This is a genomic window from Rhizobium sp. BK313 (assembly GCF_014193655.1).
Lineage (GTDB): Bacteria > Pseudomonadota > Alphaproteobacteria > Rhizobiales > Rhizobiaceae > Rhizobium.
On record NZ_JACHZQ010000001.1, the window covers coordinates 1,797,183 to 1,810,863 of the forward strand.

Annotated in this window: 15 protein-coding genes; 3 read left to right on the plus strand and 12 right to left on the minus strand. The window is 59.5% G+C overall.

The genetic code is table 11. The features are described 5' to 3' along the window. Positions 1-58 precede the first annotated feature (58 nt). Positions 59-406, plus strand: a complete 348-nt coding sequence (locus tag FHT86_RS08555) for a lysozyme inhibitor LprI family protein (RefSeq protein WP_133706412.1) — start codon at positions 59-61, stop codon at positions 404-406. Between the two features lie 195 nt (positions 407-601). Here the strand turns inward: FHT86_RS08555 and ilvD are convergent, their stop codons facing one another. After that, positions 602-2,440, minus strand: coding sequence for a dihydroxy-acid dehydratase (gene ilvD, locus FHT86_RS08560; RefSeq protein ID WP_133706413.1), 1,839 nt, complete (start codon positions 2,438-2,440; stop codon positions 602-604). 356 nt (positions 2,441-2,796) lie between these two features. Between ilvD and msrP the strand changes: the two genes are divergently transcribed. Then, positions 2,797-3,744, plus strand: coding sequence for a protein-methionine-sulfoxide reductase catalytic subunit MsrP (gene msrP / locus FHT86_RS08565; protein ID WP_133706414.1), 948 nt, complete (start codon positions 2,797-2,799; stop codon positions 3,742-3,744). Then, positions 3,744-4,397: a protein-methionine-sulfoxide reductase heme-binding subunit MsrQ gene (gene msrQ, locus FHT86_RS08570; protein WP_133706415.1), complete on the plus strand. Its 654-nt coding sequence runs from the start codon at positions 3,744-3,746 to the stop codon at positions 4,395-4,397. Before msrP ends, msrQ begins: the two co-directional genes overlap by 1 nt. Before the next feature lie 46 nt (positions 4,398-4,443). Here msrQ and FHT86_RS08575 read toward each other — a convergent pair whose 3' ends face one another. From FHT86_RS08575 to secY, 11 genes are all read right to left on the minus strand, one after another. After that, the gene (locus tag FHT86_RS08575) at positions 4,444-5,337 is read right to left on the minus strand and encodes an HlyD family secretion protein (RefSeq protein WP_133706416.1); all 894 of its coding nucleotides are present in this window, start codon (positions 5,335-5,337) and stop codon (positions 4,444-4,446) included. Continuing rightward, positions 5,334-5,543, minus strand: a complete 210-nt coding sequence (locus tag FHT86_RS08580) for a DUF1656 domain-containing protein (RefSeq protein WP_133706417.1) — start codon at positions 5,541-5,543, stop codon at positions 5,334-5,336. The genes FHT86_RS08575 and FHT86_RS08580 overlap by 4 nt, the downstream gene beginning before the upstream one ends. 4 nt (positions 5,544-5,547) lie before the next feature. Then, on the minus strand, positions 5,548-7,617 hold the full coding sequence (locus tag FHT86_RS08585; RefSeq protein WP_133706418.1) for an FUSC family protein: 2,070 nt from the start codon (positions 7,615-7,617) through the stop codon (positions 5,548-5,550). Continuing rightward, entirely contained in the window at positions 7,614-8,090 is a 477-nt protein-coding gene (locus FHT86_RS08590) for a MarR family winged helix-turn-helix transcriptional regulator (RefSeq protein ID WP_133706419.1), read from the minus strand. Before FHT86_RS08590 ends, FHT86_RS08585 begins: the two co-directional genes overlap by 4 nt. Before the next feature lie 133 nt (positions 8,091-8,223). After that, on the minus strand, positions 8,224-8,604 hold the full coding sequence (locus FHT86_RS08595; protein ID WP_133706420.1) for a DUF2809 domain-containing protein: 381 nt from the start codon (positions 8,602-8,604) through the stop codon (positions 8,224-8,226). Between the two features lie 193 nt (positions 8,605-8,797). Next, a complete protein-coding gene (rplQ, locus tag FHT86_RS08600; RefSeq protein ID WP_107107815.1) occupies positions 8,798-9,220 on the minus strand; it encodes a 50S ribosomal protein L17 in 423 nt (140 codons plus the stop codon). Between the two features lie 48 nt (positions 9,221-9,268). Continuing rightward, entirely contained in the window at positions 9,269-10,279 is a 1,011-nt protein-coding gene (locus FHT86_RS08605; RefSeq protein WP_028753958.1) for a DNA-directed RNA polymerase subunit alpha, read from the minus strand. Between the two features lie 103 nt (positions 10,280-10,382). Next, positions 10,383-10,772: a 30S ribosomal protein S11 gene (gene rpsK / locus FHT86_RS08610; protein WP_004118426.1), complete on the minus strand. Its 390-nt coding sequence runs from the start codon at positions 10,770-10,772 to the stop codon at positions 10,383-10,385. A 133-nt stretch (positions 10,773-10,905) separates the two neighbouring features. After that, complete coding sequence (gene rpsM, locus FHT86_RS08615) at positions 10,906-11,274, minus strand: 30S ribosomal protein S13 (RefSeq protein ID WP_004118424.1); 369 nt, start codon at positions 11,272-11,274, stop codon at positions 10,906-10,908. A gap of 218 nt (positions 11,275-11,492) precedes the next feature. Beyond that, a complete protein-coding gene (locus tag FHT86_RS08620; RefSeq protein ID WP_133706421.1) occupies positions 11,493-12,143 on the minus strand; it encodes an adenylate kinase in 651 nt (216 codons plus the stop codon). Further along, entirely contained in the window at positions 12,140-13,480 is a 1,341-nt protein-coding gene (gene secY, locus FHT86_RS08625) for a preprotein translocase subunit SecY (RefSeq protein WP_133706422.1), read from the minus strand. Before secY ends, FHT86_RS08620 begins: the two co-directional genes overlap by 4 nt. Positions 13,481-13,681 lie beyond the last annotated feature (201 nt).

Consider the following 13,681-nt stretch of genomic DNA (forward strand, 5'->3'; position numbering starts at 1 on the left):
TTGAACAAAAACACGTGATTGCGCATTTTGCTTCGGAAACCGGCACGTGGAGCAAATCATGCGATCAAACAGCCTTGCGGCAGTCCTTCTTCTCACCTTCCTCACGGCCGCCAGCACATCCCAGGCCGCGAGCTTCGATTGCGATGCGCAGAACCTTCAGCCGGACGAGAAGACGATCTGCGATAAGAGAGCGCTCAACGATGCGGACGTAAAGATGGTTACGACCTTCGACCTGCTCTCCGGCCTGCTTGCCATGGGCGCACGCGGCACATTGCAGGATGAGCAGACGGCCTGGCTGAAGAAGCGACAGGCGTGTGGAGCTGACGTCGCATGCATCAAGGCGGCTTATGACGAGCGGTTGAAGGCACTGGATGAGACGTATAAGCGGATCAATCGACCGCTATAGCGGTGCGCCCCTGCACGGTCGTCCCCTCTCCCCGTCCAAACGGGAGAGGGCTAGGGTGAGGGGCTACCGTGGGTCCGGCAAACTTTGCCGTCGCGGCTGATTTCGAAAAGGCCCCTCATCCGACCTGGAACAATTTTGTTGTGCTCAATTGTCCCAGCGCACCTTCTCTCCGCCTTGCGAGGCGAAGGGCCCTTACTACTTCCCGCTCAGATCTCTGACCGCGCCGCGGTCCGCGCTGGTTGCGAAAGCCGCATAGGCCTTCAGGGCCGTCGTGACGTTGCGCTTGCGCACTTCTGCTGGGTGCCAACCCTTGGCGTTCTGCGCTTCGCGGCGAGCAGCGAGCTCCTTGTCGTCGATGCGCAGGCTGATGATGCGATTCGGAATGTCGATGTCGATCATGTCGCCTTCGCGCACCAGGCCGATCGTGCCGCCGTTTGCAGCTTCCGGCGAGACGTGGCCGATGGAGAGGCCCGAGGTACCGCCTGAGAAGCGACCGTCAGTGATCAAGGCGCAGGCTTTGCCGAGGCCCTTCGACTTCAGATAGCTGGTCGGATAGAGCATTTCCTGCATGCCGGGGCCGCCCTTCGGGCCTTCATAGCGGATAACAACGACGTCGCCGGCCTTGACCTCGTTGCTGAGGATGCCCTTGACGGCTGCGTCCTGGCTTTCGAAGACCTTGGCCGGGCCGGAAAATTTCAAGATCGATTCATCGACGCCCGCGGTCTTCACGATGCAGCCGTCCAGCGCCAAGTTGCCCTTCAGGACAGCAAGGCCGCCATCCTTGGAAAAAGGATGCTCGACGCTGCGAATGACGCCGTGCTCGCGGTCGGTGTCGAGCTCATCCCAGCGGGAACTCTGGCTGAAAGCAACCTGGGTCGGAACGCCGCCGGGTGCAGCGCGGAAGAATTCGCGGACGCTTTCGCTATTGGTACGGGTGATGTCCCAGCGATCGATCGCATCGCCCAGCGTTTCGGCGTGGACGGTCGGGCAATCGCGGTTGATCAAGCCACCCTTGTCGAGCTCGCCAAGGATCGACATGATGCCGCCGGCGCGATGCACGTCTTCCATATGCACGTCGCTCTTTGCCGGTGCGACCTTGGAAAGGCAAGGCACCCGGCGCGACAGCGCATCGATATCGGCCATGGTGAAATCGATCTCGCCTTCATGCGCGGCGGCCAGAATATGCAGCACCGTATTGGTCGAGCCGCCCATGGCGATATCGAGTGACATTGCATTTTCAAACGCCTGCTTCGAAGCAACGTTACGCGGCAGGATCGTCGCGTCTTCCTGCTCATAGTAGCGGCGAGCAAGATCGACGATCAGATGGCCGGCTTCGACGAAGAGGCGTTTGCGATCGCCATGGGTTGCGAGCGTCGAGCCATTGCCGGGCAGCGACAAGCCGAGCGCTTCCGTCAGGCAGTTCATCGAATTGGCGGTAAACATACCGGAGCAGGAACCGCAGGTCGGACAGGCCGAACGCTCGATGACCTGGACGTCCTCGTCGCTGATCTTGTCGTCGGCAGCGGCAACCATGGCGTCGACCAGATCGAGAGCGACTTTCTTACCGTGCAGGACGACCTTCCCGGCCTCCATCGGGCCGCCGGAAACAAAAACGCTCGGGATATTGAGGCGCAGCGAGGCCATCAACATGCCGGGGGTGATCTTGTCGCAATTGGAAATGCAGACCATGGCGTCGGCGCAATGGGCATTGACCATATATTCAACGCTGTCGGCGATCAGTTCGCGCGAAGGCAACGAATAGAGCATGCCGTCATGGCCCATGGCGATACCGTCGTCGACGGCGATGGTGTTGAATTCCTTGGCAACACCGCCGGCCGCTTCGATTTCGCGCGCCACGAGCTGGCCGAGATCCTTGAGGTGGACGTGGCCGGGCACGAATTGGGTGAAAGAATTGACCACCGCAATGATGGGCTTGCCGAAATCGCTGTCCTTCATACCCGTCGCGCGCCAAAGGCCGCGCGCGCCGGCCATGTTGCGGCCATGGGTCGTGGTTCTAGAACGATAAGCTGGCATGGTGTCTTCCTCGTCGTCTCGGAAATTATGAGGAGCCGGCCGGCCTGGGGCTTTGCGCCGAAGGGAGCGCCGACAATCCTGCTTTTTGGAATTGTCCTAATCCAATCGCACCGGACTGTCACTATCAACTAGACCGAATCCGGTACGCCGCAAGGGCGAACGTAGTCTCTGGCTCTTATCCGGCTCAGTCACCAGCCAAATGACATAGACAACGCGGAAGGCGGTTTATTCCATCACGAACGCACACAAAAAATTGGTTTCCGTTCAAAAGAAATAACGTCGTAAGACGGTAACAAATCGTGCTTCTCCTGCGTAGAGGTCATATTATCTCTACGATCGTAGAAAGGAACATCGCAATGCCTTCCTATCGCCCGCCGAAGGTCGCCTCCTCCGAGATCACGCCGCGCTCGGTCTATCTGAGGCGCCGGGAATTCCTGGCGGCTGCGGCCGGCGCCGGCATCGCGATCGCCGGCGGGAAAAGCGCCTTTGCGGATACGTTGAACGCCACCAAGAGCAACTATACGGTCGACGAAAAGCTGACCCCGATCAAGGATGTCACCACCTACAACAATTTCTACGAATTCGGTCTCGACAAGGCCGATCCGGCAAAACTTTCGGGCAACTTCAAGCCGCGGCCCTGGACCGTCAAGGTCGATGGCATGGTCGGCAAACCCGGCACCTTCGACATCGATGCGCTGATCAAGGAATTTCCGCCGGAAGAGCGCGTCTACCGAATGCGCTGCGTCGAGGCCTGGTCGATGGTCATCCCCTGGGACGGTTTTCCTTTGTCCGCGCTGCTCGACAAGGTGGAGCCGCTTGGCAGCGCCAAGTTCGTCGCCTTCGAGACGGTCGTGCGGCCGGAGGAGATGCCTGGGCAGTCGGGCGTTTTCCAGTCCTTGAACTGGCCCTATGTCGAAGGCCTGCGGCTCGATGAAGCGCGCAATCCGCTGACGCTTTTAGCCGTCGGTCTCTATGGCGAGACATTGCCGAACGCGAACGGCGCACCGATCCGCCTCGTCGTGCCATGGAAATACGGCTTCAAGGGCATCAAGTCGATCGTGCGCATCACGCTCACCGACAAGCAGCCACTGAACACCTGGCAGGCGACGAACAGCCAGGAATACGGCTTCTATGCCAACGTCAATCCGGCAGTCGACCATCCGCGCTGGAGCCAGGCGACCGAACGCCGTATCGGTGAAGGCGGTTTCTTCGGTGCCAATCGCCGACCCACCCTGCCCTTTAATGGCTATGCCGATCAGGTCGCAAGCCTCTATGCCGGCATGGACCTGAGGGCGAATTTCTGATGGCCTTTTCCTTCGCCTTGCCCAAACGCTGGCAACCGGCTTCGGTCTGGGCGCTTTATGTCGTCGGCCTGATGCCGGCGGCATGGGAGTTCTATCTCGGCGCCACGGACCAGCTCGGCGCCGACGCGGTCAAGACCTTCGAGCTTTTCCTCGGGCTCTGGGCGATCCGCTTCCTGCTCCTGACGCTCGCCGTCACCCCGGCGCGCGATCTCTTCGGCTGGAACTACCTGCGCTATCGCCGGGCACTCGGCCTGCTTTGCTTCTACTATGCGCTGATGCATCTGACGGTCTACATGGTCCTCGACCAGGCGCTGGACGTGCAGGCGGTCATCGACGACGTGCTGAAGCGGCCCTTCATCATGTTCGGCATGGCCGGGCTGGTGATGCTGCTGGCGCTTGCCGTGACCTCCAACAACTTTTCGATCAAACGTCTCGGCAAGAAATGGATCTGGCTGCATCGGCTGGTCTATATTATCGCCGCCTGCGGCGCACTGCATTTCGCGCTGTCGACCAAGGTGCTGTCACTTGAGCAGTATATCTATATCGGCCTGCTGATCGCCATGATCCTCTACCGATCGTACCGGCCGATCATGATGGAGAAACGCAGGGCGGCACGGAAACCGGCTGCAGTTTCCCGCTCCAGAGCGGCTTAGGATTGGAGTTGAAGCCCGCGACGATCCATTCTCGCGCATCAACTCGTCATTCGACAGCTGCTCCGAGGGCGACCTTGCTTTGCTGCTCCGAAACCTCCACGGTCGCCGTCAGGCCGGCGATCAGCTTCGTGCCGTCGGGCACCTTGTCGAGAGCAATGCGCACGGGCACGCGCTGCGCCAGACGGACCCAACTGAAGGTCGGGGTGATATTGGCGAGCAAGCTGCCCGAGGTACGCTCGCGGTCTTCGATGCCGGTGGCGATGCTCTCCACATGGCCCGTCAGCTTTTCCGCCTGCCCCATCAGATGGATCGACACCTCATCGCCGATTTGAATGCGCGGCAGCTTGGTTTCCTCAAAATAGCCCTCCACCCGCAGGGAGTCGGCGTCGATCAGAGCGACCTTCGCAGTGCCCGCGGTAACATAGTCGCCCGGACGGAGACTGAGATTTGAAACGCTGCCATTTACTGTCGCCTTGACCTCGGAACGGTCGAAGTTGAGCTGGGCGAGAGCGCGATTGGCAGTGGCCTGGCCAAGGGAGGCCTCCGCTTGCTCCTCTGCGGTTTGCGCCTGCTCCTTCTGTTGGACAGAGGCAGCATCGCCGAGACGCTGCTGTCGCTCGCTTTCGCGATGCGACTGGTCGAGTGTCGCTTTGGCGCCCTGGAGCGCAGCATCGGCCTGGGCCAAGGCAATGGTGAAACGCTCGCGATCGACACGAAAGAGAACATCGCCTTTCTTGACGACCTGATTGTCCTTTACCAAGACTTCACTCACCAAACCGGAAACATCGGGTGCGATACCGACGACATCGGCGCGCAGGCGCGCATCGCGTGTCCACGGCTCGTGCATATAGTGGCTCCAAAGCTGACGGCCGACAAAAACGGCCGCGACGACGAAGACAAGGGTGACGGCAATCCGGCCGATAAGTTTGAACGCGTTCATATGAAGTACCAACGGGTAAAAGAGGAAACGGCCCCAAGAAGCAGCACATAGAGGGCAAGGTCGAAGAGACCGCGATGCCAGACGAGGGAGTAAACGCCAAGCCGAGCTAGAACACGCCGAAGGACAATGATCAGCACAAGGCTAAGAAGCATCAGAACGAGGAGGCGCGGCACGTAGACGCCGTAAAGATCAAATTCTGCAGGCATGGCTTTATTCCGCGGCAAGGGAAAGAGGTATGGAGACCGGTTGATTTGATCGCCAATTCTCCGGCGGCGATGCTTGAGGGTAGAGTGCGCGGCGTAGCCCCACTAAAGCATCGAGGCTATCGCGGCCGTTGCCGGCATTCTCGTCGGCAATCACTCTCAAGCTTTCATCGATCGATTGACGGAGATCATCGGGAGCATCGAGCGGCTGGCCGGCCTTCAGCCTTGCACGGTAGAAATGCGAAATGCCGGACAAAACGACCCCGATGGCCGATGCGCTGGACGCGCCAAGACGTGCCCGCTCCTTCTGCAGCATCAGCACATTGAAACCCAAGCGGACGTCTGCAAATCCGTCGACTTTCTTCAACTCACGATCCTCGACCGCGGCAAGGCGCGGCACGAGCTGGCCCAAACGATCGAGAATGCGGGCAGACAGGCGCTCGTGATCGCCGTGGCGAGCACCGGCTGCTGTCTCAGCGAGATCCGCCCAGCCGGCCTGCACCAGCCGTCGGGCAGCGATCTCGGCGCCGAACGGTCGGGCGATCAGCGTCCAGACAAGCGCGAAACCGATACCTGCCAAGGCGGCGATCGCCTCGTTGGTGAAGGTGGTGAAGTCCGAGGTGTAGCGGTCCTGAAGCGCGATGAACGAGGCGCTGTTCACCGTCAGCAGCATGGCCAGCATGTTGGACTGCGGCTTCGGAATGAGCAGGCCCAGCAACAGGAACGGAGGCGCGAAGGCGACGACCAGCATCTCATAGCTATTCATGGCGGGCAGAATGGCGAAAATGTAGACGAAGGCGATGACCAGGCTGATGGCGCACCAGACAAACATGGATGTGATGAAGGGTGCCGGACGGTCGAGCGCGGCAAAGAAGGAACAGGCGACTGCGGCCATGGTGACGAAGCCGGCGCCATTCTGCCAACCGGTGAAAATCCAGAAAAAGCAGGCGATCGCTGTGCCGACAACCACGGAGCCGGCGGAAAAGGCCAGCAGTGCATAATCATAGTGCCGGTTACGTCCAACGACCCTGCGGTGCCGGAAGGCGGGCCACCAGGTACCGCGCTTGCCGCCGGCAACGATCTGATCGCGCAACGTCAGGCAGTCCTGCCAGAGATCGACGATTTCCTTCAGCCGCGCCAGCGCGCTCGATAAAACGAGATCATCCCAGCCGAGATCAGGATCGCTTAACTGCAAATCCTCGATCTTTCGCGACAGAACGTCGACGGTGTTGTCGGCCTTACTGCTGCCGCCTTGTCCGAGCCAATCGGCAACTTCGTTCAGGACCACGACGAGCTCCTGAGGTAGAGTTTTCTCACTTGCCTTCAAGGCATGCAGCCGGTCGGCGAGAGAGGAAAAGAGAGGCAGCAGCATCAAAAGGCGGCCGCGCAGTTCACGAGAGTGGCGGACGATATCCCGGCTGCCGGCATCGTAACCGAGCTGGCTGATGATGAGATCGAGCCCGGTGACGTCGGCGGCGAGCTTCTGCCGTTTCAGCGGCGTCGCGGGTGACGCGCCCTCCCCGCGCAGGATCTCATCCGCCCAACTGCCCGCATCATCGAGCCATGTCGTGATACGTTGGCCGAGAACGGTGCTCACGCTGGTTGGAAAAACGGTCGCGCTGACGATGCTGGCGCAAACGATGCCGATGATGATCTCCTCCGAGCGGGCAAGTGCGACGTCAAAGATGGATTCCGGGGAGCCGACGGTCGGCAAGGCGATCAGTGGCAGCGAATAGCCGGCGAGCATGAACACGTAGCTGCGGGAGGTCCGATCGAGCATCGATATGAACAGCAGCGTTCCTGTCCATAACGCTATCACAATCGAAAGGAGTTCAGGAGCATCGACGAAGAGCGGAACGAAGAAGACCGCGGCGGATGCCCCCAGGAGAGTGCCGAGAGCGCGATAGAGCGCTTTCGAACTCGTTGCCCCTGCGAGCGGATTGGCAACGACATAAACAGCCGCCATGGCCCAATAGGGACGCGGGAGATCCAGCGACAGTGCGATGAACAAAGCGAGCATGGACGCAAGAAAGGCCTTGGCCGAAAACAACCAGTCACGCCAGGAAGGAAGATTCATAACACGCCTTCGCCTTGCTGATTGGATTCGGAAGGTCTCGGCGTTTCGAATTCATCGAAGGCCTGCAGCACACGGATCGCGGCTTCGATATCGGCCTTATCGACATTGGCAAGGATCCTGCCCCGCAATTCGTCAAGCGTCTCTTCCATACGGGCGGCGAGTACTTCGCCTTTGGCAGTCAGCCACAAGCCCTTGGCCCGGCGATCTGTCGGATCGTCCTTGCGAATGACAAGCTCCAAACCTTCGAGCTGGTCGAGTAACCTCACCAGCGACGGCCCCTCGATACCGACATAATTGGCAAGAGCGACCTGCCGCACCCCGCCGCCAAGCCGACCGATCCACAAGAGTGGTGCGGCGGCAGCCTCCGAAATGCCATGGGAGCTGAGCGCAAGATCGACAGCCCGTCGCCACTGGCGGCCGGTCGAAAGGAGATTGGCGGTGAATATCCGTTGCAAGGCGCTAAATGATTTCATAGCAATCTATTAGCATTAAACTAGTTAGCATTCAAACTATTTTCTGATAATGACGCCTGGAAAATGAAGGCCCTGGTCCGGCGCGCGCTCAACGGACGGCAGGCCTGTTTTCAGCCAGCCGATCAACCGACCTCTACTGCGCGTCCCTAGTCCTCGAAAAGGTGAGATCGAACGCAAAGGCGATGACGGTCCCAACGACATAGGCCAATATATTCCATAGGGAAAACACCCGCCCCAGCAGCAGAGCACCCGCAATCGTCAGCCGGAAGGCATCCAGCCATGGTGTGTGAACCAGCCGAAAGAATTCGACAGCGACGGCAACGATCAGCGCGGCTGCAGCAATCCTGGACGGTTTTGTGCCTGCGACTATCGTGGCCAAGAGGGCATAGACCATCGCCCCCCATAGGACCGAGCCGCCATATTTGACGACGACGAAGGGAAGATGCATCGCATAGCCATACCGCCTAAGCACAAGACCGCAGATGATGACGAATATCAGCGTCAGAAATAGCATCGCTCGTCTTGATATCCGTCGCAGCGCAGTTTCCAACAGTCCATTCCTCCCAAGTCAAAAACGCGGCCAGCGGTGTTCGAAGCCGCAATTTCAGCTATCGCATTTTGCCGAAAACAGGGCTTCCGAAGTGCAGACAAACAAAAAGGCCGGATGATCGCTCATCCGGCCTTCAATCTCTTGTCCGAAGCGAGCCTTAAGCGGCTGCGGCTTCTTCCTCGGCAGCAACGCGAGCCTTGTCGGCTGCGCCCTTGGCGAGGGTGTCGCGATCGACGAATTCGACGACGGCGAGAGCGGCATTGTCGCCCTGGCGGAAGCCGGCCTTCATGATGCGCAGGTAGCCGCCGTTGCGGGTGGCGTAGCGCGAAGCAATCGTATCGAACAGCTTCGAGACAACGGCTGCGTCACGGATCTGCGAGATGGCCTGACGACGAGCGTGCAGGTCGCCGCGCTTGCCGAGGGTGACCAGCTTCTCGACGATCGGACGGATTTCCTTCGCCTTCGGGAGCGTGGTGACGATCTGCTCATGGGTGATGAGCGAAGCCGCCATGTTGGCGAACATCGCCTTACGGTGACTAGCGGTTCTATTCAGCTTGCGGCCGGCTTTACCGTGGCGCATGGCTATTCTCCTTCACTTGCAGGCATCATCCACCTGCAGTTTGATTGGTTAGTATTGGTCTTCGTAGCGCTTGGCGAGATCTTCGATGTTCTCAGGCGGCCATGCCGGCACTTCCATGCCGAGGTGCAGGCCCATGGAAGCGAGAACTTCCTTGATTTCGTTCAGCGACTTGCGACCAAAATTCGGCGTGCGGAGCATTTCTGCTTCGGTCTTCTGAATGAGGTCGCCGATATAGACGATGTTGTCGTTCTTCAGGCAGTTTGCCGAGCGAACAGACAGTTCCAGTTCGTCCACTTTCTTGAGGAGCGCCGGGTTGAAAGCAAGTTCGGTGACTGCTTCTTCTTCGGCTTCCTTCTGCGGCTCGTCGAAGTTGACGAAGACGCCAAGCTGATCCTGGAGGATGCGAGCCGCGAAAGCGACGGCATCTTCGCCGGTGATCGAGCCATCGGTTTCGATCGACATGCTCAGCTTGTCGTAGTCGAGAACCTGTCCTTCGCGGGTGTTTTCAACCTTGTAGGACACCTTCTTGACCGGCGAATAGAGGCTGTCGACCGGGATGAGGCCGATCGGAGCATCTTCCGCACGATTGCGCTCGGCCGGGACATAGCCCTTGCCGTTATTGACGGTGAATTCCATGCGGATTTCGGCGCCCTCGTCGAGCGTGCAGATGACATGCTCGGGGTTGAGGATTTCAATGTCGCCCACCGTCTGGATGTCGCCAGCCGTTACCACGCCGGGGCCCTGCTTGCGAACCACCATACGCTTGCTGTCATCGCCATCCATCTTGATGGCGATTTCCTTGATGTTCAGCACGATGTCCGTCACGTCTTCCCGGACGCCCGGGATAGAGGAGAACTCATGCAGCACGCCGTCGATCTGCACGGCCGTCACAGCGGCGCCGCGCAGAGAGGACAGCAGAACGCGACGCAGCGCGTTGCCGAGGGTGAGACCGAAGCCACGCTCCAGCGGTTCGGCCACGAGCGTTGCCTTGGTGCGGCCGCTCGAGGAGAACTCGACCTTGTTCGGCTTGATCAGTTCCTGCCAGTTTTTCTGAATCATGTTCTTGCCTTCCGTTCGTTGCCACCATCCAATCGTGACAACCGAGCTTGTGAAGCACCGGGCCGGACGCATAAGCACCGGCCGGTGTCGTGAGTGGCGATGATCAGACGCGGCGCTTCTTGCGCGGGCGGCAACCATTGTGCGGGATCGGGGTCACGTCGCGGATGGACGTGATCATGAAACCGGCAGCCTGGAGCGCGCGCAGAGCGGATTCACGACCGGAGCCCGGACCGCAAACTTCGACTTCCAGCGACTTCATGCCATGTTCCTGGGCCTTCTTGGCGCAGTCTTCAGCAGCGATCTGAGCAGCGAACGGGGTCGACTTGCGCGAACCCTTGAAGCCCTTGGCACCAGCGGACGACCAGGCAATGGCGTTGCCCTGCGCGTCGGTGATGGTGATCATCGTGTTGTTGAAGGTCGAATTGACGTGCGCAACGCCCGACGTGATATTCTTGCGCTCGCGACGGCGAACGCGGACGGCTTCCTTGGCCATGGTAGTCCTTTCTTGGATCTCTTCACCGCCGTAATGCCAGCGGCTACACCGGAGCGGTGCCTAAATGGTCCCGTTCCAAACTCAAAAGAGGCCGGCGCAGACCGCCAGCCTCCCACATCCGGTTTCCCGGAAATTACTTCTTCTTACCAGCAATAGCCTTTGCCGGGCCCTTGCGGGTGCGGGCATTGGTATGGGTGCGCTGGCCGCGAACCGGCAGGCCGCGACGATGACGCAGGCCGCGGTAGCTGCCGAGGTCCATCAGACGCTTGATGTTCATCGCGGTTTCGCGACGAAGATCGCCTTCGACCTGATAGTCCCGGTCGATGGTTTCGCGGATCTGAAGAACTTCGGCGTCCGTCAACTGATTGACGCGACGCTCGGCCGGAATACCGACCTTCTCGCAGATTTCCTGTGCAAACTTCGGTCCGATCCCGTGAATGTAGCGAAGCGCAATAACTACGCGCTTTGCAGTCGGGATGTTGACGCCAGCGATACGAGCCACGCCTGTTCTCCTTGCATTCCTTTTGCCTGAGCAAAGGGCTTTGTTATGCAGCCCGAGAGCTGCTTGTTCAATTTGGGTCCGTAACACGTCAAAACGACCGTACCCGGACTTCCCTACGGAAATCCGCGCCGATCGCATGGCATGTCGCGAGTTGGCGCGGTGTTTAGCGGAATCAGCGCAAAAAAGCAACCGCCCCCGACAAGTTTATTTCAAGCTATCTAAAGCTTAGAGAGGATGGCCTCGATATCGGCCGTCACATGCTCGATGTCGGCCATGCCGTCGACCGACTGAAGCTTGCCCTTGGCATAATAATAGCCGATGAGCGGCGACGTTTCCTTGTAGTAGACCTGCAGACGCTCGACGACCGTTTCTCTGTTGTCATCGGCACGGCGCTTGAAATGCGTGGAACCGCAACGGTCACACACACCTTCCACTTTCGGCTTCAGGTTTTCGTCGTGATAACCAGCGCCGCAGCTGGCGCAGGTATAACGGCCCGAAATACGATCGGCGAGCACGGCGTCATCCACCTTGATCTCGATCACGACGGAAAGGTCGAGCCCTTTCGCCTTCAACATCGCTTCCGTCGCATCAGCCTGAACGAGCGTGCGCGGAAACCCATCGAGAATAAAGCCCTTGGCGCAATCCGGTTGATCGATACGCTCGGACACGATGGCGTTGACGATTTCGTCTGAAACAAGCTTGCCGGCATCCATGACGGCCTTGGCACGCTTGCCTACTTCAGTCCCGGCTGCCACCGCGGCCCTCAGCATATCACCCGTGGAAAGCTGCGGAATGCCATGCTTTTCCACGATACGCTGGGCCTGGGTCCCCTTACCTGCTCCCGGCGGCCCCAAAAGTATCAATCTCATCGCCCCCTCTTTCCTCCACGCAACTTCGATTTCTTGATCAGGCCTTCATATTGCTGTGCGATCAGGTGACCCTGAATCTGCGCCACCGTATCCAGCGTTACGCTAACCACGATCAGAAGCGACGTGCCACCCAGAGACAGCGGAATACCGGTCTGGGACACGAGAATTTCGGGCAGAATGCAGACGAAGACAAGATAGATCGCGCCGATGACCGTGATGCGGGTCAGCACGTAGTCGATATATTCGGCGGTGCGCTCGCCCGGACGGATGCCCGGAATGAAGCCGCCATGCTTCTTCAGATTGTCGGCCGTGTCCTTCGGATTAAAGACCAGCGCGGTGTAGAAGAAGGCGAAGAAAGCGATCAGGCCGGCGTAGAGCACCATATAGATCGGCTGGCCGTGACCGAGGGCCGCGACGATCGACGTGACCCAGGTCGGAAGGGCAGTGTTGGTGCCGAGACCGGCGACGGTCGCTGGCAGCAGTAGCAGCGACGATGCGAAGATCGCCGGAATAACACCCGACGTATTCAGCTTGAGCGGAAGATGCGAGGTATCGCCCTGGAACATCCGGGTGCCAACCTGGCGCTTCGGATATTGAATCAATAGGCGGCGCTGGGCGCGCTCCACGAAGACGATCAGCGCGATGACCAGGACAGCCACGACAAGCACGGCAAGAATCAAGCCGGTGGACAGAGCGCCCGTGCGGCCAAGTTCGAGGGTGCCGGCAAGCGCGGTCGGCAGGCCGGCTGCGATACCCGCGAAGATGATCAGCGAAATACCGTTACCGATGCCGCGCGACGTGACCTGTTCACCGAGCCACATCAGGAACATCGTGCCGCCGAGAAGTGTGACGACGGTCGAAAGTCGGAAGAACCAGCCTGGATCAAGGACGACGCCGTTACCGTGCTCAAGGCCGATCGCAATGCCATAGGCCTGCAAAGCGCCGAGCAACACCGTGCCGTAGCGGGTGTACTGGTTGATGATCTTGCGGCCCTGCTCCCCTTCCTTCTTCAGGTTCTCGAGCGCCGGCACGACCGAAGTCATGAGCTGCACGATAATCGAAGCGGAGATGTAGGGCATGATGCCGAGCGCGAAAATCGCCATGCGCTGCACGGCGCCGCCGGAAAACATGTTGAAAAGGCCCAGAATGCCGCCGGACTGATTCTGGAAGGCCTGGGCGTAAGCCGCCGGATTGAGCCCCGGAAGCGGGATATGGGTACCCAAACGGTAGACGAGGAGAGCGCCGAGCGTGAACCACAGGCGCTTCTTGAGATCCTCGGCCTTGGCAAAGGTCGAAAAATTGAGATTGGACGCCAATTGTTCCGCTGCAGAAGCCATGCAAATCTCCGCACTACCAATTCCGGCATAATCGGCCGGGTCCGGAATCAGTATTCAAATTGTTCAAAAGCCGGGCTTCGGACGGATTGCGCTGCAATCGGATGCCTCACCCTTGGTTCCCGTTTTCCCCCGGAAAGACGCAGCTGCATCGTTCAGGTTCGTGAGGCTCACATATGGGAGCAAAATCGCCCGGTGTGAAGC

Excerpts from the sequence above, each read along its gene's own strand:
- FHT86_RS08555 (WP_133706412.1), top strand. The coding sequence starts at position 59 with ATGCGATCAAACAGCCTTGCGGCAGTCCTTCTTCTCACCTTCCTCACG.
- ilvD (WP_133706413.1), bottom strand. The coding sequence starts at position 2,440 with ATGCCAGCTTATCGTTCTAGAACCACGACCCATGGCCGCAACATGGCC.
- msrP (WP_133706414.1), top strand. The coding sequence starts at position 2,797 with ATGCCTTCCTATCGCCCGCCGAAGGTCGCCTCCTCCGAGATCACGCCG.
- msrQ (WP_133706415.1), top strand. The coding sequence starts at position 3,744 with ATGGCCTTTTCCTTCGCCTTGCCCAAACGCTGGCAACCGGCTTCGGTC.
- FHT86_RS08575 (WP_133706416.1), bottom strand. The coding sequence starts at position 5,337 with ATGAACGCGTTCAAACTTATCGGCCGGATTGCCGTCACCCTTGTCTTC.
- FHT86_RS08580 (WP_133706417.1), bottom strand. The coding sequence starts at position 5,543 with ATGCCTGCAGAATTTGATCTTTACGGCGTCTACGTGCCGCGCCTCCTC.
- FHT86_RS08585 (WP_133706418.1), bottom strand. The coding sequence starts at position 7,617 with ATGAATCTTCCTTCCTGGCGTGACTGGTTGTTTTCGGCCAAGGCCTTT.
- FHT86_RS08590 (WP_133706419.1), bottom strand. The coding sequence starts at position 8,090 with ATGAAATCATTTAGCGCCTTGCAACGGATATTCACCGCCAATCTCCTT.
- FHT86_RS08595 (WP_133706420.1), bottom strand. The coding sequence starts at position 8,604 with ATGCTATTTCTGACGCTGATATTCGTCATCATCTGCGGTCTTGTGCTT.
- rplQ (WP_107107815.1), bottom strand. The coding sequence starts at position 9,220 with ATGCGCCACGGTAAAGCCGGCCGCAAGCTGAATAGAACCGCTAGTCAC.
- FHT86_RS08605 (WP_028753958.1), bottom strand. The coding sequence starts at position 10,279 with ATGATTCAGAAAAACTGGCAGGAACTGATCAAGCCGAACAAGGTCGAG.
- rpsK (WP_004118426.1), bottom strand. The coding sequence starts at position 10,772 with ATGGCCAAGGAAGCCGTCCGCGTTCGCCGTCGCGAGCGCAAGAATATC.
- FHT86_RS08620 (WP_133706421.1), bottom strand. The coding sequence starts at position 12,143 with ATGAGATTGATACTTTTGGGGCCGCCGGGAGCAGGTAAGGGGACCCAG.
- secY (WP_133706422.1), bottom strand. The coding sequence starts at position 13,480 with ATGGCTTCTGCAGCGGAACAATTGGCGTCCAATCTCAATTTTTCGACC.